This is a genomic window from Streptomyces sp. NPDC126510 (assembly GCF_040302345.1).
Taxonomy (GTDB): Bacteria; Actinomycetota; Actinomycetes; order Streptomycetales; family Streptomycetaceae; genus Streptomyces.
The window spans coordinates 13,876-39,795 of the sequence record NZ_JBEORR010000004.1; the positions used below are offsets into that span (position 1 = coordinate 13,876).

General features: G+C 70.2%; 22 protein-coding genes. 19 read left to right on the forward strand and 3 right to left on the reverse strand.

What is annotated here, in order from left to right; genetic code table 11:
- Positions 1-19: 19 nt before the first annotated feature.
- The 9 genes from ndk to ABTX60_RS05890 all read left to right on the forward strand — a co-directional run bounded on the left by ndk (position 20) and on the right by ABTX60_RS05890 (position 11,316).
- Positions 20-433: a nucleoside-diphosphate kinase gene (ndk, locus tag ABTX60_RS05850; protein ID WP_352095828.1), complete on the forward strand. Its 414-nt coding sequence runs from the start codon at positions 20-22 to the stop codon at positions 431-433.
- 274 nt (positions 434-707) lie between these two features.
- A complete protein-coding gene (locus ABTX60_RS05855; RefSeq protein WP_004001297.1) occupies positions 708-1,727 on the forward strand; it encodes a rod shape-determining protein in 1,020 nt (339 codons plus the stop codon).
- A 144-nt stretch (positions 1,728-1,871) separates the two neighbouring features.
- The gene (gene mreC, locus ABTX60_RS05860) at positions 1,872-2,819 is read left to right on the forward strand and encodes a rod shape-determining protein MreC (protein ID WP_352095829.1); all 948 of its coding nucleotides are present in this window, start codon (positions 1,872-1,874) and stop codon (positions 2,817-2,819) included.
- A 13-nt stretch (positions 2,820-2,832) separates the two neighbouring features.
- The gene (gene mreD, locus ABTX60_RS05865; RefSeq protein WP_352095830.1) at positions 2,833-3,504 is read left to right on the forward strand and encodes a rod shape-determining protein MreD; all 672 of its coding nucleotides are present in this window, start codon (positions 2,833-2,835) and stop codon (positions 3,502-3,504) included.
- A 115-nt stretch (positions 3,505-3,619) separates the two neighbouring features.
- A complete protein-coding gene (gene mrdA / locus ABTX60_RS05870; RefSeq protein WP_352095831.1) occupies positions 3,620-5,863 on the forward strand; it encodes a penicillin-binding protein 2 in 2,244 nt (747 codons plus the stop codon).
- The gene (gene rodA / locus ABTX60_RS05875) at positions 5,860-7,062 is read left to right on the forward strand and encodes a rod shape-determining protein RodA (RefSeq protein WP_352095832.1); all 1,203 of its coding nucleotides are present in this window, start codon (positions 5,860-5,862) and stop codon (positions 7,060-7,062) included. The genes mrdA and rodA overlap by 4 nt, the downstream gene beginning before the upstream one ends.
- A 20-nt stretch (positions 7,063-7,082) precedes the next feature.
- Positions 7,083-7,691 (forward strand): hypothetical protein, encoded by a 609-nt coding sequence (locus tag ABTX60_RS05880; protein WP_352095833.1) that lies wholly within the window; start codon positions 7,083-7,085, stop codon positions 7,689-7,691.
- A 67-nt stretch (positions 7,692-7,758) separates the two neighbouring features.
- Entirely contained in the window at positions 7,759-9,264 is a 1,506-nt protein-coding gene (locus ABTX60_RS05885) for a CYTH and CHAD domain-containing protein (RefSeq protein ID WP_352095834.1), read from the forward strand.
- An 87-nt stretch (positions 9,265-9,351) separates the two neighbouring features.
- Positions 9,352-11,316 (forward strand): TIGR03960 family B12-binding radical SAM protein, encoded by a 1,965-nt coding sequence (locus tag ABTX60_RS05890; protein ID WP_352095835.1) that lies wholly within the window; start codon positions 9,352-9,354, stop codon positions 11,314-11,316.
- A 61-nt stretch (positions 11,317-11,377) separates the two neighbouring features.
- On the opposite strand, the gene ABTX60_RS05895 is transcribed toward ABTX60_RS05890, so the two are convergent.
- On the reverse strand, positions 11,378-11,590 hold the full coding sequence (locus tag ABTX60_RS05895) for a hypothetical protein (RefSeq protein WP_352095836.1): 213 nt from the start codon (positions 11,588-11,590) through the stop codon (positions 11,378-11,380).
- Between the two features lie 394 nt (positions 11,591-11,984).
- Here ABTX60_RS05895 and ABTX60_RS05900 point away from each other — a divergent pair, with 394 nt between their 5' ends.
- Positions 11,985-12,167, forward strand: coding sequence for a DUF397 domain-containing protein (locus tag ABTX60_RS05900; RefSeq protein ID WP_352095837.1), 183 nt, complete (start codon positions 11,985-11,987; stop codon positions 12,165-12,167).
- On the opposite strand, the gene ABTX60_RS05905 is transcribed toward ABTX60_RS05900, so the two are convergent.
- Positions 12,164-13,021: a helix-turn-helix domain-containing protein gene (locus tag ABTX60_RS05905; protein WP_352095838.1), complete on the reverse strand. Its 858-nt coding sequence runs from the start codon at positions 13,019-13,021 to the stop codon at positions 12,164-12,166. The two genes, ABTX60_RS05900 and ABTX60_RS05905, sit on opposite strands and share 4 nt — an antisense overlap.
- A 454-nt stretch (positions 13,022-13,475) precedes the next feature.
- A complete protein-coding gene (locus tag ABTX60_RS05910; protein WP_352095839.1) occupies positions 13,476-14,195 on the reverse strand; it encodes a GAF and ANTAR domain-containing protein in 720 nt (239 codons plus the stop codon).
- Between the two features lie 138 nt (positions 14,196-14,333).
- Here ABTX60_RS05910 and ABTX60_RS05915 point away from each other — a divergent pair, with 138 nt between their 5' ends.
- The 9 genes from ABTX60_RS05915 (at position 14,334) to ABTX60_RS05955 (ending at position 25,854) form a co-directional block, all read left to right on the forward strand.
- Positions 14,334-14,831: a DUF2975 domain-containing protein gene (locus ABTX60_RS05915; protein ID WP_352095840.1), complete on the forward strand. Its 498-nt coding sequence runs from the start codon at positions 14,334-14,336 to the stop codon at positions 14,829-14,831.
- Positions 14,831-15,061 (forward strand): helix-turn-helix domain-containing protein, encoded by a 231-nt coding sequence (locus ABTX60_RS05920; RefSeq protein ID WP_352095841.1) that lies wholly within the window; start codon positions 14,831-14,833, stop codon positions 15,059-15,061. The genes ABTX60_RS05915 and ABTX60_RS05920 overlap by 1 nt, the downstream gene beginning before the upstream one ends.
- 137 nt (positions 15,062-15,198) lie before the next feature.
- Positions 15,199-16,428: a hypothetical protein gene (locus tag ABTX60_RS05925; protein WP_352095842.1), complete on the forward strand. Its 1,230-nt coding sequence runs from the start codon at positions 15,199-15,201 to the stop codon at positions 16,426-16,428.
- 48 nt (positions 16,429-16,476) lie between these two features.
- Entirely contained in the window at positions 16,477-17,259 is a 783-nt protein-coding gene (locus tag ABTX60_RS05930) for a TIGR03936 family radical SAM-associated protein (RefSeq protein ID WP_352095843.1), read from the forward strand.
- 260 nt (positions 17,260-17,519) lie between these two features.
- Positions 17,520-21,755, forward strand: a complete 4,236-nt coding sequence (locus ABTX60_RS05935; protein WP_352095844.1) for an Rne/Rng family ribonuclease — start codon at positions 17,520-17,522, stop codon at positions 21,753-21,755.
- Between the two features lie 267 nt (positions 21,756-22,022).
- A complete protein-coding gene (gene rplU / locus ABTX60_RS05940) occupies positions 22,023-22,343 on the forward strand; it encodes a 50S ribosomal protein L21 (protein ID WP_030836278.1) in 321 nt (106 codons plus the stop codon).
- A 14-nt stretch (positions 22,344-22,357) separates the two neighbouring features.
- Entirely contained in the window at positions 22,358-22,612 is a 255-nt protein-coding gene (gene rpmA / locus ABTX60_RS05945) for a 50S ribosomal protein L27 (protein WP_031130899.1), read from the forward strand.
- A 124-nt stretch (positions 22,613-22,736) separates the two neighbouring features.
- Complete coding sequence (gene obgE / locus ABTX60_RS05950; protein WP_352095845.1) at positions 22,737-24,173, forward strand: GTPase ObgE; 1,437 nt, start codon at positions 22,737-22,739, stop codon at positions 24,171-24,173.
- A 175-nt stretch (positions 24,174-24,348) separates the two neighbouring features.
- On the forward strand, positions 24,349-25,854 hold the full coding sequence (locus ABTX60_RS05955) for an FG-GAP-like repeat-containing protein (protein ID WP_352095846.1): 1,506 nt from the start codon (positions 24,349-24,351) through the stop codon (positions 25,852-25,854).
- Positions 25,855-25,920 lie beyond the last annotated feature (66 nt).

Consider the following 25,920-nt stretch of genomic DNA (forward strand, 5'->3'; position numbering starts at 1 on the left):
CACCTCTAAGGAGCCCGTCGTGAGCCAGCGCACCCTCGTCCTCCTCAAGCCCGACGCCGTCCGTCGTGGCCTGACCGGCGAGATCATCAGCCGCATCGAGCGCAAGGCGGGCTGGCAGATCACCGCGCTGGAGCTGCGCACCCTGGACCAGGACACGCTGGAACAGCATTACGGCGAGCACAAGGGCAAGCCCTTCTACGAGCCGCTGGTGGAGTTCATGGCGTCCGGTCCGGTCGTGGCGCTGATCGTCGAGGGTGAGCGGGTCATCGAGGGGCTGCGCGCGCTCGCCGGCCCGACCGACCCGATCGCAGCCGCCCCCGGCTCCATCCGCGGTGACTACGGCGTCATCGTCCGGGAGAACCTGATCCACGCCTCCGACTCCGAGGAGTCCGCCGAGCGCGAGGTGAAGATTTTCTTCCCCGGCCGGTCGTAGCGCCCGCACCTCACCAGCACATACGGCAGAGTCTGGGGGCGAGCCCCCGGGCTTTGCGGCATATGCGTGGCGATCGAGGGAACGACGGGCCCCGAACGCCCGTCTCCAGAAGCGAATGCGGCCGGCATCTGCTGACAATGGCGGAGACCCTCCCGCAGTGTTCGCGAAGGCGCGTCTACGATGGAAGCCTTCACGTCACAGCACCCACCTTTGCCTACCTGAAAAGCCCTCAAAAGCTCCTGGGAAGGCCAGACGAATCCTGATGGGGAACTCAATGTCGTTCATCGGCCGTGACATGGCTGTCGACCTCGGGACCGCCAACACGCTGGTGTACGTCAGGGGTCGCGGGATCGTACTCAACGAGCCGTCCGTCGTCGCGATCAACACCAATACCGGTGGCATCCTCGCGGTCGGTGCCGAAGCGAAGAAGATGATCGGGCGCACGCCCGGCAACATCGTTGCCGTTCGTCCGCTGAAGGACGGCGTGATCGCCGACTTCGAGATCACCGAGCGGATGCTCCGCTACTTCATCCTGAAGATCCACAAGCGGCGGTATCTGGCTCGTCCGCGGGTCGTCGTCTGTGTGCCCTCGGGCATCACGGGCGTCGAGCGCCGCGCCGTCATCGAGGCGTCGTCCCAAGCCGGCGCCCGCCAGGTGCACATCATCGAGGAGCCCATGGCCGCGGCCATCGGCTCCGGCCTGCCGGTCCACGAGGCCACGGGCAACATGGTGGTCGACATCGGCGGCGGCACCACGGAGGTCGCGGTCATCTCCCTCGGCGGCATCGTCACCGCCCAGTCCATCCGTGTCGCGGGCGACGAACTGGACAACGCGATCATCCAGCACATCAAGAAGGAGTACTCCCTCCTGCTGGGTGAGCGCACGGCCGAGCAGATCAAGATCACGATCGGTTCGGCGTACGACCTGGATTCCGACGAGCACACCGAAATCCGTGGCCGGGACCTCGTCTCGGGACTGCCGAAGACCGTGGTCATCTCCGCGGCCGAAGTCCGCAAGGCGATCGAGGAGCCGGTCAACGCGATCGTCGACGCGGTCAAGACGACCCTCGACAAGTGCCCGCCGGAGCTGTCCGGCGACATCATGGACCGAGGAATCGTTCTGACCGGTGGCGGAGCGCTGCTGCGTGGCCTCGACGAGCGGCTGCGCCGGGAGACCGGTATGCCGATCCACATCGCCGAGGACCCGCTGGACAGTGTGGCGCTCGGATCCGGGAAGTGCGTCGAGGAGTTCGAGGCGCTCCAGCAGGTGCTGGACGCCCAGCCGCGCAGATGACATAACTCTTCGATTCCGCCGTACGGGACGATCTCCTCTCGTGCGGCGGATCGTTGATATTGATGCATAAGCTCCCACAAAGCAGCCCCTCGGGTTTCCCTGGGGCTTCCCGAATTCCTATGAGGAAGGGCACGGCCGCCGCACGTGAGGGACACACGAGAGAGCCGGCTGCTCCTGGTGCTGCTGATCGCCGTCGCGTTCGCGTTGATCACGGTGGACATCCGCGGTGGGGAGGACTCGCCCGTCGACGGTGCCCGGCAGGGTGCGGCGACGGTCTTCGGCCCGATCGAGAGCGGCGTCTCGGCCGCGGTCGACCCGGTCGGCAACGCGGTCTCCGCCATACGCGACTCCGGTGACCGGCACGACCGGCTCGCCGTGCTGGAAGAGGAGAACGCGGCCCTGAAGGCCCGGCTCGGCAGCGACGACCGCAGCCGCAGCCGCCTCAAGCAGCTCGACAAGATGCTGAAGATCGCCGGTCAGGGCCAGTACGGCATCAAGGGCGCCCAGGTCATCGCCATCGGCGCCGCGCAGGGCTTCTCCTGGACCATCACCGTCGACGTCGGCGCCAAGGACGGCATCAAGCGCGACATGACCGTCCTGAACGGGGAGGGGCTGGTCGGCCGGGTCACCACCGTCGGCCCCAACACCGCGACGGTCCTGCTGGCCAGCGACCCCGACTTCACCGTCGGCACCCGCATGGAGTCCGGCGACGAGCTCGGCTTCGCCTCCGGGCAGGGCGACCGCCCGCTGCGCGTCGAACTCCTCAACGGCAAGGCCGAGGTGAAGAAGGGCGACCGCCTGGTCACCTTCGGCTCGCAGGCCGACCGGCCGTTCGTGCCCGGCGTGCCCGTCGGCGTGGTGTCCCGCGTGGACCCCTCCGGCGGCGGCCTGACCCGCACGCTGTACGTCACGCCGTACGCCAGTTTCACCAAGCTCGACATCGTCGGTGTCGTCGTGGAGGCCCCGAAGAAGGACCCGCGTGACACGGTGCTCCCGCCCAAGCCCAAGCCGACCCCCAGGCCGACGGTGACGGTGACCGTGACGCCGTCCCCCGAGGCCCCCGTGGACGGCCAGAACCAGCAAGAGCAGTAGGAGCTGTCACCCCATGCGCGTCAACCGGATCCTGCTCTCCTCCGCCCTGGTCGTCGTCGCCCTGGTGATCCAGGTGAGCGTCCTCGCCCGGCTCCAGCTGCCGGGCGCCGTGCCCGACCTGCTGCTGCTCACCGTGCTCGGCCTCGCGCTGGTGTACGGGCACGTGGGCGGCGCCCTCGTCGGCTTCGGCGCGGGTCTCCTCGCCGACCTGGCCCCGCCCGCCGACCACGCCGCCGGGCGCTACGCCCTCGTGCTGTGCGTCATCGGCTACCTCGCGGGCCTGGTGAAACCCGAGACGGGGCAGCTGAAGTCCGCCACCGGCCCCATGGTCGTGGTGGTGGCCGCCGCGGTCGGCTCCACCCTGCTCTACGCCGGGGTCGGCGCCCTGGTCGGCGACACCGCGGCCCGCCACGTGGGCCTCGGCAGCCTGCTGTTCACCGCCGCCCTGTACGACCTGCTGCTCGCCCCGTTCGTCGTGCCGGGGATCATGGCCCTGGCCCGGCGCGCGGACAATGATCCGCTCGCCGAGTCCAGCTCGGCCGCCAAGGCCACGGACATCTCCTCCGGCTGGCTCTCCGGCGGCACCGGCCTGAAGATCGGCGGCCAGCGCAACGGGCTGCGCGTGAAGGCCGCCCGGGCACGGATGGCCCGCGCCGGGCGCATCAAGGGGGTCAAGCGGCTGTGAACGCAGCGAAGTTCACCCGAACGGGTCGGTCCAGTAGGAACGCCGGTTCGTGGGCGGGCGTTCATCACTCGTACCCGCACATCCGTACGCGCACCGAGAGGGGGAGGCAGCCGCAGTGACCAACATTCCCGAGACCGGCAGGAACTCACGGGTCCAGATCCGGCTCGTCGTCATCCAGGTCCTCGTCCTCTCCCTCCTGCTCACCCTCGGCGGACGCCTCTGGTATCTCCAGATCCGTGAGGGCGCCGCCTACGCCAAGGAGGCGTCGGGCAACCACGTCCAGCAGGTCGTCCAGCCGGCCGTCCGCGGCTCCATCCTGGACGCGCGGGGCGTGGCGATCGCGGACAACGAGACGCGGCTGGTGGTCTCCGCCTCCCGCACCGACCTGCTGAAGATGAAGGACGACGGCAAGGAAGTCCTCACCAAGCTCGCCGGGGTCCTGGGCATGACGCCCGAGGACGTCCAGATGAAGGTCCGGCTGTGCGACTCCAAGACGCCCCAGCCCTGCTGGAACGGCTCGCCCTACCAGCCCATCCCCATCACCGACGAGGCCACCGCCAAGCAGGCCCTGCAGATCCGTGAGCGCGCCGAGGACTTCCCCGGCATCACCGCCGAACCGGAGGCCGTGCGCCGCTACCCGAGCCCCGGCAAGGCCAACACCGCCCAGGTCCTCGGCTACCTCTCGCCGGTCACCGACGAGGAGATCAAGAAGGCGCAGAACACCAACTCGCCCTACCTGCGCTCCGACCAGGTCGGCCGCTCGGGCCTGGAGCGCCAGTACGACAAGGCACTGCGCGGCAAGGCAGGCGTCACCCGCTACGAGGTCGACAACCTCGGCCGGGTCATCGGCCAGGCCGAGGCCGACCCGGCCCACCCCGGCGACAACCTCGTCACCAGCATCGACTCCCGGGTCCAGCGGATCGCCGAGTACCAGCTGAACGAGGCCATGAAGGAGGCCCGCAAGCAGCACGACCGCAACACGGGCACGAACTACAAGGCCGACTCCGGCGCCGTGGTCGTCATGGAGGCCAAGACCGGCCGTGTCGTCGCCATGGCCTCCAACCCCAACTACGACCCCAACGCCTGGGTGGGCGGCATTTCGGCCAAGGACTACGCGCGGCTCACCGGCAAGAGCTCCAACTACCCGCTGCTCAACCGCGCCATCCAGGGCCAGTCGGCGCCCGGCTCGATCTTCAAGGTCGTCCCCACGGCCGCCGCTATCAACGCGGGCTACTCCTTCGACGGCCCGTACGAGTGCTCCAGCTCGTACTCGCTCGGCGGCCAGGTCTTCAAGAACTTCGAGTCCAAGGGGTACGGCCCGATCAGCCTCGGCCGCGCCCTGGAGGTCTCCTGCGACACGGTCTTCTACCGGCTCTCCCACGAGGAGTGGAAGCGCGACGGCGGCACCAAGCCGAAGAAGCACCCCAACGACTGGTTCTACAAGACGGCCCACCAGTTCGGCCTCGGCAAGGAAACCGGCATCGACCTGCCCAACGAGGTCACCGGCCGCGTCCCTGACCGCCAGTGGAAGCTGAGCTACTGGAAGGCCAACAAGGACGCCTGGTGCCGCACCGGCAAGCGAAACGGCAGCTACGCCGAGAAGATCGCCTACGAGAACTGCCTCGAAGGCAACCGCATGCGCGCCGGTGACTCCGTCAACTACTCCATCGGCCAGGGCGACACGCTCGTCACGCCCATCCAGATGGCCACCATCTACTCGGCCATCTCCAACGGCGGAACCCTCTACAACCCCTCCGTCGGCAAGGCCGTCATCAGCGCCGACGGCAAGACCATCACGCCGATCAAGCCCAAGTCGCACGGCAGGCTGCCGATGACGCAGAAGACGCGCGACGAGATAGACGAAGCCCTCGCGGGAGTCGCCACCCGCGGTACGGCCGCCTGGAGGTTCGGCGGCTGGCCGCAGGACAAGATCCCGATGCACGCCAAGACGGGTACGGCGGAGGTCTACGGCAAGCAGACGACCTCCTGGTTCGCCACGTACACCAAGGACTACTCGATCGTCATGACGATCTCCCAGGGTGGCACGGGATCCGGAGCCTCGGGCCCCGCCGTCCGCAACATCTACAACGCGCTGTACGGCGTCTCCGAGGACGGCGACATCGACGCGAAGAAGGCGCTGCTGCCCACGCCGCAGAAGGCCCTGCCGAAGGTCAAGACGGACGGCACCATCGCCTCGCCGAAGGTCTCCAAGGACCCGGCCAAGGACCAGAAGGCGGACAAGAAGGACCCGAACGCCCCCGACCCGCTCCAGCCGGCGACGGCGGCCCCGCCGACGCCGGAGAACCGTGACACCCGAAGGCGGCGGCGCCGCCGGGGAAGCCGGAGGTGGCCGGCATGACCGGCGGTGTGAACAGCTTTCAGGTCTCCGGTTACGGGCCCGAGCGCTCCGGCTGGACGCGGCTGCTGGCCCGCGACTCGGTGGCGCGGCGCCTCGACTGGCCGATCCTGCTGTCGGCGCTGGCCCTGTCGCTGCTCGGTACGCTCCTCGTCTACTCGGCGACCCGCAACCGCACCGAACTCAACCAGGGCGACCCGTACTTCTTCCTCGTCCGGCACCTGCTCAACACCGGCATCGGCCTGGCCCTGATGGCCGCCACGATCTGGCTCGGCCACCGCGGCCTGCGCACCGCCGTGCCGGTCCTGTACGGCTTCTCGGTGCTGCTGATCCTGCTGGTGCTGACCCCGCTCGGCTCCACGATCAACGGCGCCCACTCCTGGATCCAGCTGCCCGGCGGCTTCTCGCTGCAGCCCTCGGAGTTCGTGAAGGTCACGATCATCCTGGGCATGGCGATGCTGCTGGCGGCCCGGGTCGACGCCGGCGACAAGCAGTACCCCGACCACCGCACGGTCGTGCAGGCGCTCGGCCTGGCCGCCGTGCCGATGCTGATCGTGATGCTCATGCCCGACCTCGGGTCGGTCATGGTGATGGTGATCATCGTGCTCGGCGTGCTGCTGGCCTCCGGGGCGTCCAACCGGTGGGTGTTCGGCCTGCTCGGCGCGGGCACCCTCGGCGCGATCACCGTCTGGCAGATCGGGATCCTCGACGAGTACCAGATCAACCGCTTCGCCGCCTTCGCCAACCCCGAGCTCGACCCGGCCGGTGTCGGTTACAACACCAACCAGGCCCGCATCGCCATCGGTTCGGGAGGCCTGACCGGCTCCGGCCTCTTCCACGGCTCGCAGACCACCGGCCAGTTCGTGCCCGAACAGCAGACGGACTTCGTCTTCACCGTGGCGGGGGAGGAGCTGGGCTTCCTCGGCGGCGGCCTGATCATCGTGCTCCTCGGCATCGTCCTGTGGCGGGCCTGCCGTATCGCCCGGGAGACCACGGACCTGTACGGCACGATCGTGGCCGCGGGCATCGTGGCCTGGTTCGCCTTCCAGACGTTCGAGAACGTCGGCATGACGCTCGGCATCATGCCCGTCACGGGCCTGCCGCTGCCGTTCGTGTCGTACGGAGGATCGTCGATGTTCGCCGTGTGGATAGCGGTGGGGTTGTTGCAGTCGATCCGGGTGCAGCGGCCGATGTCGGCCTAGCGTTCCGGGAGGGGAGCGGAATGTCCGGGGAGTACGTGGCCCGGTGCCCGGTGACCGAGGAACTGGTGAACCAGCTCCTCGCGTTGGCCGAACTGGATCTGACCGACGACGACGCCATCGAGGCGCGAATGCGGGAGGCCGGCTGGCCCGACTGGTCGCAGGCGGTGCGGGGCCCGGCGTACGAGGACGCACCAGACATCCCCGACGCCACCCACGTCACCCCGCAGGGACACTTCGTCACCTGTGACGGCGACGGCTCGCTCCACCTCCCCTTCGCCTACCTCTACTCGGTCGACGGCGGCCTGCTCGACGAGGACTGCTGGGGCCCCCTGCCCGGCTGGACCAGCGAGGAGGGCGCCTGGCGACCCGAGTTCGACGCCCATTTCGCCGCCGTCGTGCAGCGCTTCACCGACCGGCTGGGGCTGCCGAACCACGACATCCGCCAGCCCCGGTACGACACCCGGTACGTCAGCTGGCGCCTGGAGCACAACGTCCTCATCGTCGGACAGGGCCCGGAGCCGCTGTCGTACCACCAGTTCGAGGACGCCCACGTGTACCTCGTCTCCCGGACGGCGAAGGACGCGCCGTTCCCGGACGGCGAGGAGATGCGGGCCCTGCTGACGACCTGAACGTGACGGCGCGCTCGGAGCGCGCCCACCACTGCTGTCCCGGCCGCTCAGCGACTAGATTTGTTGCATGGCGGAGACGAAACGCGAGATCGAGCGCAAGTACGAATCCGACGAGAGCGGGCTTCCCGACCTGACCGGCATCACCGGGGTCGCAGCCGTGGTCGACAAGGGCGTTGCCCACCTCGACGCCACCTACCACGACACCGCGGACGAACGCCTCGCCGCGTCGTCCGTCACCCTGCGCCGTCGCACCGGCGGTTCCGACGCCGGCTGGCACCTCAAGTTCCCGGTCGCTCCCGACGTCCGCGACGAGATCCGCGCCCCGCTCACCGACACCCTCCCCGAGGATCTCGCCGCGCTGATCCGCTCCCGGGTGCGCGACAGCGAGCTGCTTCCGGTGGTCCGGCTGCGCTCCGAGCGCGACGTACGGCACCTGCTCGACGCCGACGGCCGGCTGCTCGCCGAGGTGAGCGTCGATACCGTGCACGCCGAGCGGCTCACGGGGCGCGGCGGCGAAGCGCGGTGGACCGAGATCGAGGTGGAGCTCGCCGACGGGGGAGACCCGGCCCTGCTCGACAAGGTGGAGAAGCGGCTGCGCAAGGCGGGCGTGCGGCCGTCGGCGTCGTCGTCGAAGCTGGCCCGCGCCCTCGAGGAGACCGCGCCGGGGAAGCGGCGCACGTCGGCGTCCGCCCGGAAGCCGGTGACCGCCGGAGACCATGTGCTCGCCTACGTGCGCACCCAACGGGACGCGATCGTCGAGCTCGATCCCGCCGTCCGCCGGGACGCCGAGGACTCCGTGCACAGCATGCGGGTGGCCACCCGACGGCTGCGCAGCACGTTCAAGTCGTTCGGCGGGATCCTCGACCGGGCCGTCACCGGTCCCGTCGCCGACGAGCTCAAGTGGCTCGCCGGCGAGCTGGGCCTGGACCGGGACCGCGAGGTGCTGACCGAGCGGCTGACGTCGGCCCTCGACGAGATTCCCGGGGGCCTGGTCCGCGGCCCGGTCGCGAAGCGCCTGCACTCCTGGTCGAGCGCCGAGCACGGCAGCGCCCGCGGCCGCCTCCTCGGTGTCCTGGACTCCCACCGCTACCTGAACCTGCTCGACACCCTGGACGCCCTGATCGCCGACCCGCCCCTGCTGAAAGCGGCCGACAGGAAACCCCGCAAGCCGATCGCCAAGGCCGTGCGCAAGGACTTCCTCAAGGTGTCGAAGCTGATCGAGCGGGCGGGGGACCTGGAGCCCGGCAGCGACCGGGACGTCGTGCTGCACGATGCCCGCAAGAAGACCAAGCGCACCCGCTACGCGGCGGAGGCGGCCGAACCCGTCCTGGGCAAGCCGGCCAGAACCATGGTCAAGTCCATGAAGGCACTGCAGAACCTGCTCGGCGAGCACCAGGACAGCGTCATGGCCAGAAACGCCCTGCGCGAGCTGTCGGCGGTCGCCCACGCCGCGGGGGAGAGCGCCTTCACCTACGGCCTCCTCCACGAGCGCGAGGAGCAGCGAGCGCTGCGCGTGGAGGCGGAACTGCCCGGGTTCTGGGCCGGGATCGAGGGCCCTGCGGCGGACCTCTGATCTTCCGGCGTACGGAGGCACCCCGCGACCGCGTTAGTCTGGATGGTCACCCCTGTCAGTTCAGTCCAGCCCACGAAGGTGCGCGACATGCCTGCCGAAGTCGCTGCGTCGGTCTTCCCGCAGCTCGAAGCTCTGCTCCCGCATGTGCAGAAGCCGATCCAGTACGTCGGCGGAGAACTCAACTCCACGGTCAAGGAATGGGACTCCTGTGACGTCCGCTGGGCGCTCATGTACCCGGACGCCTACGAGGTCGGTCTGCCCAACCAGGGCGTCATGATCCTCTACGAGGTGCTCAACGAGCAGCAGGGCGTCCTCGCCGAGCGCACGTACAGCGTGTGGCCGGACCTCGAGGAGCTCATGCGGGAGCACCACGTCCCGCAGTTCACCGTCGACAGCCACCGGCCGGTGAAGGCCTTCGACGTGTTCGGCCTGTCCTTCTCCACGGAGCTGGGCTACACGAACATGCTGGCAGCCCTCGACCTGGCCGGCATCCCCCTGGAGGCCAGGGACCGGACCGTCGACGACCCGATCGTCCTGGCCGGTGGCCACGCGGCGTTCAACCCCGAGCCCATCGCCGACTTCATCGACTGTGCGGTGATCGGCGACGGCGAGCAGGCGGTCCTGGAGATCACCGCGATCGTCCGCGCCTGGAAGGCCGAGGGCCGCCCCGGTGGCCGCGAGGAACTCCTCTTCCGCCTGGCTAAGACGGGCGGGGTGTATGTGCCCGGCTTCTACGACGTCGAGTACCTGCCGGACGGCCGGATCGCCCGTGTCGTGCCCCAGCGCAGCGGTGTCCCGTGGCGGGTCTCCAAGCACACCGTCATGGATCTCGACGAGTGGCCGTACCCCAAGCAGCCGCTCGTCCCGCTGGCCGAGACGGTCCACGAGCGCATGTCGGTGGAGATCTTCCGCGGCTGCACCCGCGGCTGCCGCTTCTGCCAGGCCGGCATGATCACGCGCCCGGTGCGCGAGCGCTCCATCACGGGCATCGGCGACATGGTCGAGCAGGGCCTGAAGGCGACGGGCTTCGAGGAGGTCGGCCTGCTGTCGCTGTCCTCCGCCGACCACACGGAGATCGGCGACATCGCCAAGGGCCTCGCCGACCGCTACGAGGACGACAAGATCGGCCTGTCGCTGCCGTCCACCCGCGTGGACGCCTTCAACATCGACCTGGCGAACGAGCTGACCAGGAACGGCCGCCGCTCCGGCCTCACCTTCGCCCCTGAGGGCGGCTCGGAACGCATCCGCAAGGTCATCAACAAGATGGTCTCCGAGGACGACCTGATCCGCACGGTCTCGACGGCGTACGGAAACGGCTGGCGCCAGGTAAAGCTGTACTTCATGTGCGGCCTGCCGACGGAGACCGACGACGACGTCCTGCAGATCGCCGACATGGCGACGAAGGTCATCGCCAAGGGCCGCGAGGTCTCCCGCTCCAACGACATCCGCTGCACGGTGTCGATCGGCGGCTTCGTCCCCAAGCCGCACACGCCGTTCCAGTGGGCCCCGCAGCTCTCCGCGGAGGAGACGGACGCCCGGCTGCAGAAGCTGCGGGACAAGATCCGCGGCGACAAGAAGTACGGCCGCTCGATCGGCTTCCGCTACCACGACGGCAAGCCCGGCATCGTCGAGGGCCTCCTCTCGCGCGGCGACCGCCGCATCGGCGCGGTCATCCGCGCCGTCTACGAGGACGGCGGCCGCTTCGACGGCTGGCGCGAGCACTTCTCGTACGATCGCTGGATGAGTTGCGCCGACAAGGCACTGGCCCCCTTCGGCGTCGACGTCGACTGGTACACCACCCGCGAGCGCACCTACGAGGAGGTCCTCCCCTGGGACCACCTCGACTCCGGCCTGGACAAGGACTGGCTCTGGGAGGACTGGCAGGACGCCCTCGACGAGACCGAGGTCGACGACTGCCGGTGGACGCCGTGCTTCGACTGCGGGGTGTGTCCGCAGATGGACACGAGCATCCAGATCGGCCCGACGGGCAAGAAGTTGCTGCCTCTGACGGTCAAGAACGCGGCACCGGCTCCCGGCGGGCACGCGCACTGAGGGGGAGCCGTCCGGTCCTGCTGTCGGTCCCTCGTGAGTGGCCGACAGCAGGTGGGGCACGTCACCGCAAGAGTTCGCGGATCTTGAACAGCAGCATCGTGATGGCGATGAAGGTGCCGCCTGCCCATTTCGCCGCGTCGAGGATCGTCGCGTGGAGCAGAACGGCCAGTACGCCCGCTGCGAGGCCGGTGAGAAGGCCGATCAGTAAGGCGATGATGATGAGCAGGGCTCGCTGCGACAGGCCTCCGGCAGGAGGAGGCGGCGCCTGGGTCATGACGTGCCTCCCCCAGGGCTCGCTATGGGGCCGACGGGGAAGGCCCGGCCGTGGCGCTGGCCGGTGACACGACTCGCGTTACTATCTGCCATGAGGCTTCCTGGTTGAATCGAGTGGACGAGGACGCTTCGCGGTGGGGGAGTACTCGGACGATGCTTGCCGGCTGACCGAGCGCTCCCCTTCTCGCTGTGAAAATCTCCCCGCATTCTTGGCCGGAAATAAGCTTGCCGCTTCGCGGGGACTCATGTGCTTGGTCAACTTCCCATGACCGTCCCCTTCTCGGGTGTCGAGATCACCGGTATTCGGCGGCCTTGGCAGTCATGGCTCCTGCCGTCATACTGACGGCCAGAGGCCTGACTGTGCCATGGTTGCTTAAGCGCGGGATTGGGGAGTCGTGACCCTTCCGGATCCGATATCGGAGTGGCGGAAGAGTTCCGCCAGTGTCGGCGAGAACTGCGTTGAAGTCGCGTTGGGTCGTCCCGTCATGGTCAGGGATTCGAAAGTGTCCGATGGGCCCTGTATGACGGTCGCGTCCGCAGCGTGGACCGTTTTTCTGGATTCCCTTTCCTCTCGCTAGGCCGCGATCTGAGGGAGATTCTCACTCCACTCGGTGATGGGCTGGGCGTAACGGTTCTCGATTTCCCAAAAGGCTTCGAGATAGTTCTCCACGCTCCGTTGCACGCCGACGATCGCCTTGTTGTTGAGGATGACACTTCCGTCGGGGTTCTCGAGATACACCACCCGTTCCTGATCGGCCTTCGCGAACTCGAAGATGACATACGGTGAACGCAGCAGGGGATACAGCCCACTGCTGAAGGGAACCACCCCGACGCTCACGTGATCGAGTGCGCTCACCTGTCGCAGATGCCGGATCTGGGCCTCCATCAACTCGCTGCTGCCCACCACGCGTCGGAGCGCGGCCTCGTCGATCAGGAAGCGCAGCTCGGTGCTCGACGATTCGCTCAGCATGCGTTCCTGGCGTTTGATGCGGAGGTCGAGCAGTTCCTCCTTCTCCGGGACCACGGACTGCTGGAGGGCGACGCGTGCGTATTCCTCGGTCTGCAGCAGACCGGGGACGAACAGCGCCTCGAAGTTGCGGATCACGGATGCGGACGCTTCGTAGCCCAGGTAGGACTGAAAGCCTTCCGACAGCAGGGAGCGGTACTCGTACCACCAGGGCTGTCGGCGCGCCTCCTCGCCGGCCCGAAGCAATTTCACCCGGTTTTCGGGGTCCAGATCGTAGAAGTTGATCAGTGCCTTGAGGTCGGTCATGGAGATCTTCACCCTGCCCGACTCCAGGCGCATGACTTTCGACAGGGACCATCCGGTCTCTCGCGCAACATCAGGCTGCGAATACCCCGCCTTTTTGCGCGCCTCCTGCAGCTGAGAGCTCAGAAGGTGTCGGTAGAACATCGGGTCGGCATCGGGCATGAAAAGCTCCTTCTGGTGCCACAAGTCGTACCGCCGCCAGGCACTCCGACCGTGTTCAGGACGACCAGTTTCGCAAGGCTACGCGGATTTTTGCCACGTGTCACTATGCCTCACGGCTCCGCGCAGAGGCCGACAACTCTGAAGAGATGCACGGGAAGAGTGGGAAAGAATGAAACATCGACGCGGTTTACCCGGACGCGCAATCGATGCATTCACTCTCATGGGTTACTTCTGTTCGGCGGCCCTCAGGAATTGCAGGATCCGCCCTCATGGCTCATCCGGAGAAGGGGGCAACAGAGAACACGAAGCTCGCGTCCCGCCTCAGTCCGGAGGACATGGGAGGTGAGAGGGCCGCTCTGAGGGGGACCCGCAGAGGAGGTCGAGTTGGTGACGCTCCCCCGGGGGATCGACCCGACCAGGTTCCCCCAGTTCGGAATGTGTGCTGGGGGAGCCGTCAGTCCAGGCGGCCCTCTGTGCAGACCCGCCGGGCGACCTCGCGGAGCTTGACGTTCTTCTCCTGCGAGTAGCGGCGCAGTACGTCGAACGCCTGCTCCTCGGTGAGGCTGTGGCTGCCCATGAGGATGCCCATGGCCTCACCGATGGCGTGGCGCGTGGCCAGTGCCTGCTCCATCTGGGCGTGGCTGCGGGCGCTGGAGAAGGCCACCGCCGCGTGCGAGGCCAGCAGCCAGCCGGCGGTCTCGCTGTCGTCGGTGAAGGACCCCGGCAGGTGCGAGTAGAGATTGAGCGCGCCCAGATCCTCGTCCTCGGTGTACAGCAGGAAGCCCATCATGCTGCCCACGCCCAGTTCGCGGGCCCGTCCGGCGTATGCGGGCCAGCGCTCCTGCTCGGCGGTGAAGTCGGCGATGCGGAAGACGCGCTCCCCGGTGCTGGTCCGGGCCGCGTCGAAGCAGGGGCCTTCCGCGAGGCGCTCCTGCAGCCGGTCGCTCTCGACAACCATGTCGTCGGTGGGGGCCAGCGTCTCCACGGTCTTGCCGTGCAGAAGGAGGATGCCGGCGGCGTCGCACCCCGACACGCGCTCGGTGGCCGCTCTGGTGATGTGCTCGAGCGTGGCGCCGACCGTCTCCTGGGCGAGCAGGTCGCGCGCCATGGAGGCCATCTCCCGTGCGAACACGCGCCAGTCCACTGTCGTCCTCCTCGGTTCGGTGCCGGGCATGCATACCTCCTGCCACGGTGTCACGTGTCGCACACACCGGCAGTCCGCGCGACGTCGCCGCGGCGTACCGGCACAGCCCCTTGCGTAATCTATCGAATCTCGATAGATTTCCATCGCAGGACGATCGAAGGGGTGGCAATGGGGAAGCTGGCCGTGGCGGCTTTGCGTGGGGTGCTCGTGGTGCTGCTGGCGGGGTCGCTGTTCGTGCAGGCGGTGATGGTGCCGCTGCTGGCCGTGGACATGAACGGACTGAGGGCCGAGTACGCGTACCTGCGCACCCCGGTCCTCGTGATCACGGTTCTGGGTATCGTGACGGCCCAGGTCGTCGTGGTCTGCGTGTGGCGGCTGGTGACGATGGTGCGCCGAGGGACGGTGTTCTCCACTGCCGCCTTCCGCTATGTGCACGTCGTGATCGGCGCGTTCGTGGCGGCCGCCCTGCTGGTCTTCGCGCTCGCGGTCGTGCTCGCGCCGGGCGAGGCCGTCGCTCCCGGGGTGGTCCTTCTGCTGTGCGGGGTCGTGGTGGCCGTGCTCGGCGTGGCGCTGGTCGTGCTCGTACTGCGGATGCTGCTCGCGCAGGCCGTCGCACGCGACATCGAGGCGGCCCAGATGCAGGCAGAGCTGGAAGAGGTCATCTGATGCCGATCGCCGTCGACATCGACGTGATGCTGGCCAAACGCAAGATGTCCGTGGGGGAACTGGCGGAACGCGTCGGCATCACCCCCGCCAACCTGGCGGTCCTCAAGAACGGCCGCGCCAAGGCGGTCCGCTTCTCCACCCTCGCCGCACTGTGCGAGGTGCTGGAGTGCCAGCCGGGGGATCTGCTGCGCTGGGAGACGGACGGAGCGCCGGACCCGACGGTGCCCTGAGCGCCCGGCTGTTGCCGGCGCAGGTCACCCGCCCCCGAGCCGTATGATCTTGCGGCCGAGTGGAGGAATCGCGGGAGAACGGGGCGGGACTGTGCGGTGCTGGATCCGGACGGGGCACTGAGAGCGTCTACGACGGTATGGATCTGGAGAAGCATCCCCGCGAGGGTTCCGAGGCGCGGGTCGACCTGCACAAGCGGCCGGCCGAGCCGCCCATACGGCGCGAGCCGCAGCCGCCCGCCCCGCGCGAGCCGCAGGCCCCCGAGGGCTGCCTCGCCGTCGCCATCCGGATCCCGGTACGGATCATCGTGCTCGTGCTGGTCGTCCCCGTGCGGATGCTGTGGGACGCGCTCGTCGTCACCGGGCGGTTCCTGAACGACGCGCTGCTCCGGCCGCTCGGGCGGGCGCTGTTGTGGCTCGGGCGCGCGGTGTTCGTCTGGCCGTTCGTCGGACTGTGGCGCTATGTCGTCGTCCCGGTGGGCCAGGCCCTCGGATGGCTCGGCAAGGTCCTCCTCGTCGTGCCGCTGGTGTGGTTCTACCGCTCCGTGCTGACCCCGGTCGGGCACGCGATCGCATGGGTCGCCCGGGGTTTCGGGGCCGCGGTCGGTTGGGTCGCGCGAGGGGCGGGAGCCGCGTTCGGCTGGGTGTACGCGTCCCTGCTCACGCCCGTCGGGCACGCGGTGATGTGGGTCCTGAAGGGGCTCGGCGCCGTGCTCGCCGCGCTCGGCATCGGCGTCTGGACGGTGGTGTCCTGGCTCGCGAAGTACCTCGTCGTCGTACCGGCCGTGTGGCTGTACACCTGGGTGCTCGCGCCCGTCGGCCGCGCGGTCGTCCGGTGCGTCAAGGGGCTGGTGTGGCTGGTGAGCACCGCACTCACCGGCATCGGCATGGCCCTCTACTGGATCGCCCGCATCCTGCTCGTCCTGCCCGCGCTCGCCCTGTGGCGATGGGTCCTCGCGCCGGTCGGACGCGTCCTCGCCGTCATCGGGCGGGAGGTGTGGGACGCCCTCGGCCACGCCTGGCGCATCGCAGGGCACATCTCGCTCACCGTCGGGCGGTTCCTCGGCAAACTCTTCCGGTGGATCTTCGTCGAGCCGGTGCGGTGGGTGTACCGCAGCGTGCTGACGCCCGTCGGGCACGTCGTCCGGGACACCGTCCTGCGGCCCGCCGCAGAGGCCGCCCGCAGTGTGCGGCGAGCCACCCGGCAGGCAGTGGCCGCCGCCCGGGAGTCCGTACGCCAGGCCCGCGCCGACTTCCGGCGGATGCTCTTCGGCGAGCCGCGCCGGCCGCGGCTCGCCGACCGCGGGGAACCTTCGGGACGCGAGGCACGTACTCTTGGTAGCAGTACGACCGCTCTCACGAAGGACTGAACGACACTGGGCAAGCGACAGCCCGAAGGCCCGCCGCCCGCACCCGCGGTGCAGCGCATTCGACTGCGCTACACCAAGCGCGGCCGCCTCCGGTTCACCAGCCACCGTGACTTCCAGCGCGCCTTCGAGCGTGCGTTGCGCCGTGCCGAGGTGCCGATGGCCTACTCGGCGGGCTTCACACCGCACCCGAAGGTGTCATACGCCAATGCCGCACCCACCGGCACGGGCAGTGAAGCGGAGTACCTGGAGATCGCCCTCACCGCGCCCCGCGACCCGGAGCAGCTCAGGGCCCTTCTCGACGAGTCGCTGCCCACCGGGCTCGACATCACCGAGGCGGTCGAGGCCCGCACCTCGGGACTCGCCGACCGGCTGACGGCTTCCGTGTGGGAGCTCCGGCTGGACGGACTGCCGCCGGAGGAGGCCCGCCGGGCGGCGGACGCCTTCAACGCGGCCGAGACCGTCGAGGTCCAGCGCCTCGCCAAGAACGGCGTCCGTACGTTCGACGCCCGGGCCGCCGTGGCGAGCCTCGAGGTCCGCGACCTCACGGAAACACACAGTTCGCAGGCTGATAGGCCGACCGACCAGCCCTGTGCGATACTGCGGCTGGTTGTTCGGCACGTGACGCCTGCCGTACGACCCGACGACGTCCTGTCCGGTCTCCGCGCCGTGGCCGACCTGGCGCCGCCGGTCCCCGCAGCGGTGACCAGGCTGGCGCAGGGGCTGTTCGATGCAGAGACCGGCACGGTGACCGACCCGCTCGCGCCCGACCGCGAGGCAGTCGAGGCCCACTCAACGGCCGAACCGACTGCCGCCGCGACGGCGCCGGCGTAAGGAAGGTTCCGCGTAGGGACGGACGTCGTAGCGCCGCCCTCGGACTCGGGAGCCACCTGGGTCGGGCAGCGCACCGACCAGAAGACTTTCGCCAGGCCGTACGCATTCGGCGTACGGAACCGGCGAGACAGGACACAGAGAGCTCCCGTGCGGCGCCCGCGCCCCGGACGGCGGCGAACGCGCACAGCGCGCGCCGCGGACGTCACCGGCATCGCCGGGCCAGGCGCGGCGCCCGGGAGCCTGACGGGAGACAAGCCCGCATGCTCGAACCGACCGAACCCATCGAGGGTTCCGAACAGAACACCCCCAGCGACACCCTGCCGCCCCGCCGGCGGCGCCGTGCCGCGTCCCGCCCGGCGGGCCCGCCCACCGGTGCCTCCTCCGACGCGCCGGTGGAGACCGTCGCTCCGGCCATACCGGCCGCCGAGGCCGAGGACCTCGCCGCCGACGTCGTAGAGGACGAGGTCGGCGAAGCCGCTGCCGAGGCGGACAAGGCTCCCGAGGCCGTCGAGAGCGACGAGGCTGCCACGGCCGCCCCGCCCAAGCGGCGTCGCGCCGTGCGCCGTGCCTCGGCACCTGCCGGTGCTCCGGAAGCCGCGGAGGCCGCCGAGACCGTGGTCCCGGTGACCGCCGGCACCCCCGCCGCCGAGCCGGCCGAGGCCGCCGCCCCTGCCGTGCCCGCCGAGGTGTCCGGGGACGCCGCCCCCAAGCGCGCCCGGCGTCGTGCCACCCGCACCGTGACCTCGCCCGCCGCCACTCCTGCGGAGGCGGCGGAGACGGCCGTCACGACCGCGGCACCGGCCGAGGCCGAGGCCGCGCAACCGGCGGTCGTGACCGACGGCGGCGCCGAAGGTGCCGAGACCGCTGAAGAGGCTGCTCCGCGTCGGACTCGCCGGCGTGCCTCGCGGCGGGCGTCCGCGCCCGCCGGGGCGCCTTCCGCCGCGGACGCGGTGGAAGGGAACGCCGAGGAGGCGAAGGCGCCCGTGACCGAGAACCCCGCCGCCGAGCCCCCCCGAGCGCCCGAGGCCACCGCAGCCGAGCCCGCTGCCGCCGAGCCCGCCCGCGCTGCCGAGGCCACCGCCGAAACCGCGGCCGAGTCGGCCGACTCGGCCGAAGAGACCGGTCCGCGTCGTCGCCGCCGGGTCGTGCGCCGGGCCGCCAGCGGCTTCGCCGAGCCCGCCCAGCCCGCGAAGGGCGGGAGGGCCTCGAAGGCCGCCGCCCGCGCGTCCGCGGACGCGGCCGACGGCGAGAGCGAGTCGTCCTCGCGTCCGAGGCGGCCCGCCGTCGCGCTGTTCCAGGCGCCCGTCTTCACCGAGCCCCAGTTCCAGACGCCGGAGCGGGCCGCTGCCGCTGCCGCCGCCGAGGCGGCCGGGGTCGAGGAGCCCCAGGAGGCCGAGGAGCCCGAGGAGTCCGCGCCGGCCGAGGCCCAGCGCGAGGAGCAGAGCGGCGGCTCGCGTCGCCGCCGCCGTCGCCGCGGTGCCGCCGACGAGCCGGAGGCCCAGGCCCCCGAGACCGCCGCCGCTGCCGACACCACCGCCGAGGAGGCGGAGGAGGCCGACGAGTCCGCCGAGGACCAGGCCGACGGTGACGAGCAGGACGAGTCCGAGGGCAGCGGCTCGCGCCGCCGCCGTCGCCGGGGCGGTCGCCGCCGCCGGCGTGGCGAGTCCGTCGACGGCGACCAGGAGGGCTCGGACGCCGAGTCCGAGCAGACCGCCGACGGTCAGGACGCCGAGGACAGCGCCGAGGAGGACGACGAGGACTCCGACGAGGCCACCGACCGCGACGAGTCCGGCGGCGGCTCCAGCAGCAGCCGCCGGCGCCGTCGGCGTCGCCGCCGTGCCGGGGACTCGGGCACCGACTCCGAGGCCTCCGACGACGACCCCGAGCGCACGGTCGTCAAGGTCCGTGAGCCCCGTCCCAAGGCCGAGCCGTCCGACGAGGTGCAGTCCATCAAGGGCTCGACCCGTCTGGAGGCCAAGAAGCAGCGCCGCCGCGAAGGCCGCGAGCAGGGCCGCCGGCGCGTCCCGATCATCACCGAGGCCGAGTTCCTGGCCCGCCGCGAGGCCGTCGAGCGCGTGATGGTCGTGCGCCAGCACGGCGACCGCACGCAGATCGGCGTCCTCGAGGACGACGTGCTCGTCGAGCACTACGTCAACAAGGAGCAGGCGACCTCGTACGTCGGCAACGTCTACCTCGGCAAGGTGCAGAACGTGCTGCCGTCGATGGAGGCCGCCTTCATCGACATCGGCAAGGGCCGCAACGCCGTCCTGTACGCCGGTGAGGTCAACTTCGAGGCGCTGGGCATGGCCCACGGGCCGCGCCGCATCGAGTCCGCCCTGAAGTCCGGCCAGTCCGTGCTCGTCCAGGTGACGAAGGACCCGATCGGCCACAAGGGCGCCCGCCTCACCAGCCAGGTCTCCCTCCCGGGCCGCTACCTCGTGTACGTGCCCGAGGGCTCCATGACCGGCATCAGCCGCAAGCTGCCCGACACCGAGCGGGCCCGGCTGAAGACCATCCTCAAGAAGATCGTCCCCGAGGACGCGGGCGTCATCGTGCGCACCGCCGCCGAGGGCGCGAGCGAGGACGAGCTGCGCCGGGACGTCGAGCGGCTGCAGCAGCAGTGGGAGGACATCCAGAAGAAGGCCAAGAACGGCAACGCGCCGACGCTGCTGTACGGCGAGCCGGACATGACCGTCCGGGTCGTGCGCGACATCTTCAACGAGGACTTCTCCAAGGTCGTCGTCAGCGGTGACGAGGCCTGGTCGACCATCCACGGCTACGTCTCGCACGTCGCCCCGGACCTCGCCGAGCGGCTGTCGAAGTGGACCTCCGAGGTCGACGTCTTCGCCACGTACCGGATCGACGAGCAGCTCGCCAAGGCCCTGGACCGCAAGGTCTGGCTGCCCAGCGGCGGTTCGCTGGTGATCGACCGGACCGAGGCGATGGTCGTCGTCGACGTCAACACCGGCAAGTTCACCGGCCAGGGCGGCAACCTCGAGGAGACCGTCACCAGGAACAACCTGGAGGCGGCCGAGGAGATCGTGCGTCAGCTGCGGCTGCGCGACCTCGGCGGCATCATCGTCATCGACTTCATCGACATGGTGCTGGAGTCCAACCGGGACCTGGTGCTGCGGCGCCTGCTGGAGTGCCTGGGCCGAGACCGTACGAAGCACCAGGTCGCGGAAGTGACCTCGCTGGGCCTCGTGCAGATGACCCGCAAGCGGGTCGGGCAGGGGCTGCTGGAGTCCTTCTCCGAGACCTGCGTCCACTGCAACGGACGCGGTGTCATCGTGCACATGGAGCAGCCGACGGCCCCCGGGGGCGGCGGCAAGCGCAAGAAGCGCGCCCGGGCCGGTGCCGCCGAGCAGCCGCACGTGCACGAGGCGGCCCTCGACACCGCCGAGACCGCCGAGCAGGAGGCGGAGACCGAGGCGGAGGTCGGAGCCGAGGCCGCCGAGCCGGTCGCGCTGCCCGAGCCGGTTTTCGAGCCCGACGAGGAGCTGTACAGCAGCGCCGCCGAGGCGGAGGCCGCGGCCGGCCGTGGGCGGTCGCGTCGCCGGGCGAGCCGGCGGGCGTCGGCTCCGGCGGGCTCCCCGCGCGGGGAGGCCGGCGAGCCGAAGGCCGAACAGGGCAGGGACAGGACCCGGCGTGGCCGGGGCAGGGCCGAGCAGGCCGAGGCCGAGGTCCCGACGGCGCAGGACGTGACCGCCGAGCAGGAGGTCGCCCGTCCCGTGCAGCCGGAGCCGGCCGCCGAGGCGCAGGCCGAGCCGATGGCCGTGGAGGACCCGGTGGTCGAGACCGCGCAGGCCCCGTCGGCCGGTCAGGCCTCTCAGGAGGCTCAGGCATCCGAGGCCGCTCCGGCCGAGGAAGCCGCGCCCAGGGGACGTACCCGGCGTCGGGCCACCCGCAAGGTGTCCGCTCCGGCCGGTTCCCCGGCGGGGTCCGAGGCGACCGTGGTGACCGTCGCCGAGACCGCCCCGGTGGCCGAGGCCGCCGAGGCGCCCGAGCAGGCCGCACCGTCCGAGGCCGCCGAGCCGGTCGCCGAGGTGCCCGCCGAGAGCGCTGCCCCGGCCCGTCCGCGGCGTCGTGCCGTGCGCAAGCCCACGGCGTCCACGGCGTCCGAGGAGACGGCCGTCGTGGTCGTCCCGTCGGCCGCGTCCGAGGAGACTGCCTCCGAGGAGGCCGTGGGGACGCCCGGGTCCGAGGCCGCTGTCGAGGTGCCCGCGTCCGACGGCGCCGTCACGGAGGAGGCCGCCGAGGAGTCGGCCCCCGCCAAGAAGACGGCCCGCAAGACGGCCAAGAAGGCCACGGCGAAGAAGGCCGCCACCACCAAGAAGACGGCGGCCAAGAAGACCGCGGCCAAGAAGACGACGGCCAAGAAGGCGGCGAAGACCACCAAGACCGCCGCCAAGAAGACCGCGTCGAAGAAGACCGTGGCGGCGGAGCAGTCGGCGTCCGCCGGGTCCTCCGTCTCGGCCTCCACCGACGAGGGCTGACCGGCCTCGACGTTCCCGGGGCGTGCGCGAATCCCGCGTACGCCCCGGGAACGCGACCGGCGTGACCGGTCGCACAGGTGGCGGGCCCGGCTCGGTTTGACCCTTTCGGCCGCGGCCCCGTAACCTTGACCGTCGGCGTGTCGACTGACGCGTCACATCCCCGTAAACCTTCATCCTCCGGGCGCCGGGCGTCAGGAGAGGCTGCTCGCTGAGTCGGGCGGCTGGCCTGCGGGGGTGCCGTTTCCCGAGCGAGAGAGTGAGTTCCGCGTGTACGCCATCGTGCGCAGCGGTGGTCGCCAGCACAAGGTTGCTGTCGGCGACATCGTTGAGGTTGACAAGATTTCCACTGCCAAGGTTGGCGACTCGGTCGAGCTCTCGACCCTGCTCGTTGTCGACGGCGACGCCGTGACCAGCGACCCGTGGGTGCTGGCCGGCATCAAGGTCCAGGCCGAGGTCGTGGACCACCACAAGGGCCAGAAGATCGACATTCTGCGCTACAAGAACAAGACCGGTTACCGCCGTCGCCAGGGCCACCGCCAGCAGTACACGGCGATCAAGGTCACTGAGATCCCCACGGCTGCGAAGTAAGGGACTGAGGAGAAATGGCACACAAGAAGGGCGCATCGTCCACCCGGAACGGTCGCGACTCCAATGCCCAGCGGCTCGGCGTGAAGCGCTTCGGCGGTCAGGTCGTCAACGCGGGTGAGATCCTGGTCCGTCAGCGTGGCACCCACTTCCACCCGGGCTCCGGCGTGGGCCGTGGCGGCGACGACACGCTGTTCGCTCTGGCCGCCGGTTCGGTGCAGTTCGGCACCCACCGTGGCCGCAAGGTCGTGAACATCGTTCCGGTCGCCTGATCGGAAACTTTCGCGAGGCGGACCTCACTTCCCTCACGGGAAGCGGGTCCGCCTTTCGCGTGTTACGCAGAGAACAACCCCGTAGAACCTCGTACACATACGTACGCACCTGGAGGCACACACCATGACCACCTTCGTGGACCGCGTCGAGCTGCACGTCGCCGCGGGTAGCGGAGGCCACGGCTGTGCCTCCGTCCACCGTGAGAAGTTCAAGCCGCTGGGCGGGCCGGACGGCGGCAACGGCGGGCGCGGCGGGGACGTGATCCTCACCGTCGACCAGTCGATCACCACGCTGCTCGACTACCACCACTCCCCGCACCGCAAGGCCACCAACGGCAAGCCCGGCGAGGGCGGCAACCGTTCCGGCAAGGACGGTCAGGACCTCGTCCTGCCGGTGCCGGACGGCACGGTGGTGCTGGACAAGGCGGGCAACGTCCTCGCCGACCTGGTCGGGCACGGCACGTCGTACGTCGCCGCGCAGGGCGGCCGGGGCGGGCTCGGCAACGCGGCGCTGGCCTCCGCGCGGCGCAAGGCGCCCGGGTTCGCGCTGCTCGGCGAGCCGGGGGACCTGCGGGACGTCGTCCTGGAGCTGAAGACCGTCGCCGACGTGGCCCTCGTCGGCTATCCGAGCGCGGGCAAGTCGTCGCTGATCTCGGTGCTGAGCGCCGCCAAGCCGAAGATCGCCGACTACCCCTTCACCACCCTCGTGCCCAACCTCGGTGTCGTCACGGCCGGTTCGACGGTCTACACGATCGCCGACGTGCCCGGGCTGATCCCCGGGGCCAGCCAGGGCAAGGGCCTGGGCCTGGAGTTCCTGCGGCACGTGGAGCGGTGCAGCGTGCTCGTGCACGTGCTGGACACCGCGACGCTGGAGTCCGAGCGTGACCCCGTCTCCGACCTCGACATCATCGAGGAGGAGCTGCGGCAGTACGGCGGGCTGGACAAGCGGCCGCGGATCGTCGTCCTGAACAAGATCGACGTACCGGACGGCAAGGACCTGGCCGAGATGGTGCGCCCCGACCTGGAGGCGCGCGGCTACCGCGTGTTCGAGGTGTCGGCCGTGGCGCACATGGGCCTGAAGGAGCTGTCGTACGCGCTGGCGGAGGTCGTGGCGAAGGCGCGGGCCGCGAAGCCGAAGGAAGAGGCCACCCGGATCGTGATCCGGCCCAAGGCCGTGGACGACACCGGCTTCACCGTGACGCGCGAGGCCGACGGCCTGTTCCGGGTGCGCGGCGAGAAGCCCGAACGCTGGGTGCGCCAGACCGACTTCAACAACGACGAGGCCGTCGGGTACCTCGCCGACCGGCTCAACCGGCTCGGTGTCGAAGCGGAGCTGATGAAGGCGGGTGCCCGAGGTGGCGACGGCGTGGCCATCGGCCCCGAGGACAACGCGGTCGTCTTCGACTGGGAGCCGTCCGTGACGGCCGGGGCCGAGATGCTCGGCCGGCGCGGTGAGGACCACCGCCTCGAGGGTGAGCGGCCGGCCGCGCAGCGCCGCAAGGACCGGCAGGCCGAGCGGGACGAGGCGCAGCAGGAGTTCGACGACTTCGAGCCGTTCTGAGCCGGCCGGGTCCGTGCTGCCGGGTACGGACCGCGGTGCGCCGGCTGACGGTCAGGAAGTTTGCAGCGTCTCTGATGCAACCAAGTTGATCTCCGGTGAGTCGTACTGAGCAGTGCGGGTACGGGTGTTGTTCCCTGCCGTACAGCAACTGCCTCAGAAGAAGCACGGAGTTGACGTGGCCCAGTCCATCAGCAAGCGCAGGATCGGCCGAGGGCTCGCGGTCGCGACGGCGATTGCCGTCGCGACCGCTGTCACCGGCCTGGCGGCGGCACACGCCGCCGTCGCCGCCGACGCCCCCTCCACCGCGTCGAGACTGCACGACGACTTCAACGGCGACGGCTACCCCGACCTCGCGGTGGCCGCCCCGTCCGCCACCGTCGGCGGACACAAGGGCGCCGGCTACGTCGCCGTGGTCTACGGCTCGGCGAACGGGCTGAAAACCTCGACGAGGCAGGTGGTCAGCCAGAACACCCCCGGGGTGCCCGGCAGTGCCGAGACCGGCGACGCGTTCGGCAGCGCGCTCACCACCGCCGACCTCGACGACGACGGGTACGCGGACCTGGTCGTCGGCGCGGGCCGCGAGGACACGGCCGACGGCGGTGTCGACTCCGGGCTCATCGAGGTCCTGTGGGGTGGTCAGAAGGGCCTGTCCGGAGGTGCCGCGCCGGCCACGGGGAAGGCATACGACCAGCTCGGCGCCCAGGGACGGCTCACCGTCGGGGATGTCGACGGCGACGGTGCCGAGGACCTGGTGACCGTGGAGATGCAGCATGATCTGCGGGTGCTGAACGGCCCGTTCGCCCGGGACGGCTCCACGTCCCACGGCGAACAGCTCGTCAAGGACGAGTTCGACAGCCGCGTCCTCGACCTGGCCGCCGGTGACGTCAACGGCGACGGCGTCACGGACGTCGCCGCCACCGAGAACGACGGCGACGAGTACGACGCCCGGCGGGTCGTGTACTGGACGGGCTCCCGGCAGGGACTCGCGCCGTACACCACCGTGAAGGGCGGCAACGGCTACCGGCTCCAGGGCGGTGAGAACCTCGACATCGGGGACGTCGACCAGGACGGTGTCGACGACATCGTGGTCGGCCGGGCCGTCGACGGGTACGACAGCGACCTCGACACCCCCCTCGCCAAGGGCGGCCGGGTCACCTTGATACCCGGCACCCCGGACGGGCCCGACGGCGCCGCGGCCACGTTCCTGAACCAGGACAGCCCCGGCGTGCCGGGCAGCGCCGAGCGGGGCGACGGCTTCGGGACCGACGTTCGGATCGCCGACGTCAACGGCGACGGATACCCGGACGTGGCGACCGGCCTTCCCGGCGAGGACCTGGGCGGCCTGGCCAACGCGGGTGCGGTCGTCGTCCTGCGCGGCGGCGCGCAGGGCCTCACCGGCAGCGGCGCGCAGGTGGTCACGCAGGACACGCCCAACGTGCCGGGCGCCGCCGAGCAGGGTGACGCCTTCGGCGCGGCAGTGCACCTCGCCGACGCCGACCACGACGGACTGGCCGACCTGGCGGCCGGCGCACCGGGGGAGAACCAGAACGCCGGGTCGGTCTGGTACTTCAGGTCCGGGCCGTCGACCGTGGTGAGCCCGAACGGCACCACCACCTTCGGCAACACGCTCCTGGGCACTTCCGCCACGGACGCCCGGCTCGGCTCCGGTTTCTCCGGCTGATCGCCTGTCAGACTCGCCCCGGCAACGGCTTGTTCCGATGCTGGCGGCGAGTCTCTCTTTGTCTGC

What these genes read in the sequence shown, in the direction of transcription:
- ABTX60_RS05855 (WP_004001297.1), top strand. Translation starts at nt 708, where the DNA reads ATGTCGTTCATCGGCCGTGACATGGCTGTCGACCTCGGGACCGCCAAC.
- mreD (WP_352095830.1), top strand. Translation starts at nt 2,833, where the DNA reads ATGCGCGTCAACCGGATCCTGCTCTCCTCCGCCCTGGTCGTCGTCGCC.
- rodA (WP_352095832.1), top strand. Translation starts at nt 5,860, where the DNA reads ATGACCGGCGGTGTGAACAGCTTTCAGGTCTCCGGTTACGGGCCCGAG.
- ABTX60_RS05880 (WP_352095833.1), top strand. Translation starts at nt 7,083, where the DNA reads ATGTCCGGGGAGTACGTGGCCCGGTGCCCGGTGACCGAGGAACTGGTG.
- ABTX60_RS05885 (WP_352095834.1), top strand. Translation starts at nt 7,759, where the DNA reads ATGGCGGAGACGAAACGCGAGATCGAGCGCAAGTACGAATCCGACGAG.
- ABTX60_RS05890 (WP_352095835.1), top strand. Translation starts at nt 9,352, where the DNA reads ATGCCTGCCGAAGTCGCTGCGTCGGTCTTCCCGCAGCTCGAAGCTCTG.
- ABTX60_RS05895 (WP_352095836.1), bottom strand. Translation starts at nt 11,590, where the DNA reads ATGACCCAGGCGCCGCCTCCTCCTGCCGGAGGCCTGTCGCAGCGAGCC.
- ABTX60_RS05905 (WP_352095838.1), bottom strand. Translation starts at nt 13,021, where the DNA reads ATGCCCGATGCCGACCCGATGTTCTACCGACACCTTCTGAGCTCTCAG.
- ABTX60_RS05910 (WP_352095839.1), bottom strand. Translation starts at nt 14,195, where the DNA reads ATGCCCGGCACCGAACCGAGGAGGACGACAGTGGACTGGCGCGTGTTC.
- ABTX60_RS05915 (WP_352095840.1), top strand. Translation starts at nt 14,334, where the DNA reads ATGGGGAAGCTGGCCGTGGCGGCTTTGCGTGGGGTGCTCGTGGTGCTG.
- ABTX60_RS05920 (WP_352095841.1), top strand. Translation starts at nt 14,831, where the DNA reads ATGCCGATCGCCGTCGACATCGACGTGATGCTGGCCAAACGCAAGATG.
- ABTX60_RS05925 (WP_352095842.1), top strand. Translation starts at nt 15,199, where the DNA reads ATGGATCTGGAGAAGCATCCCCGCGAGGGTTCCGAGGCGCGGGTCGAC.
- ABTX60_RS05935 (WP_352095844.1), top strand. Translation starts at nt 17,520, where the DNA reads ATGCTCGAACCGACCGAACCCATCGAGGGTTCCGAACAGAACACCCCC.
- rpmA (WP_031130899.1), top strand. Translation starts at nt 22,358, where the DNA reads ATGGCACACAAGAAGGGCGCATCGTCCACCCGGAACGGTCGCGACTCC.
- obgE (WP_352095845.1), top strand. Translation starts at nt 22,737, where the DNA reads ATGACCACCTTCGTGGACCGCGTCGAGCTGCACGTCGCCGCGGGTAGC.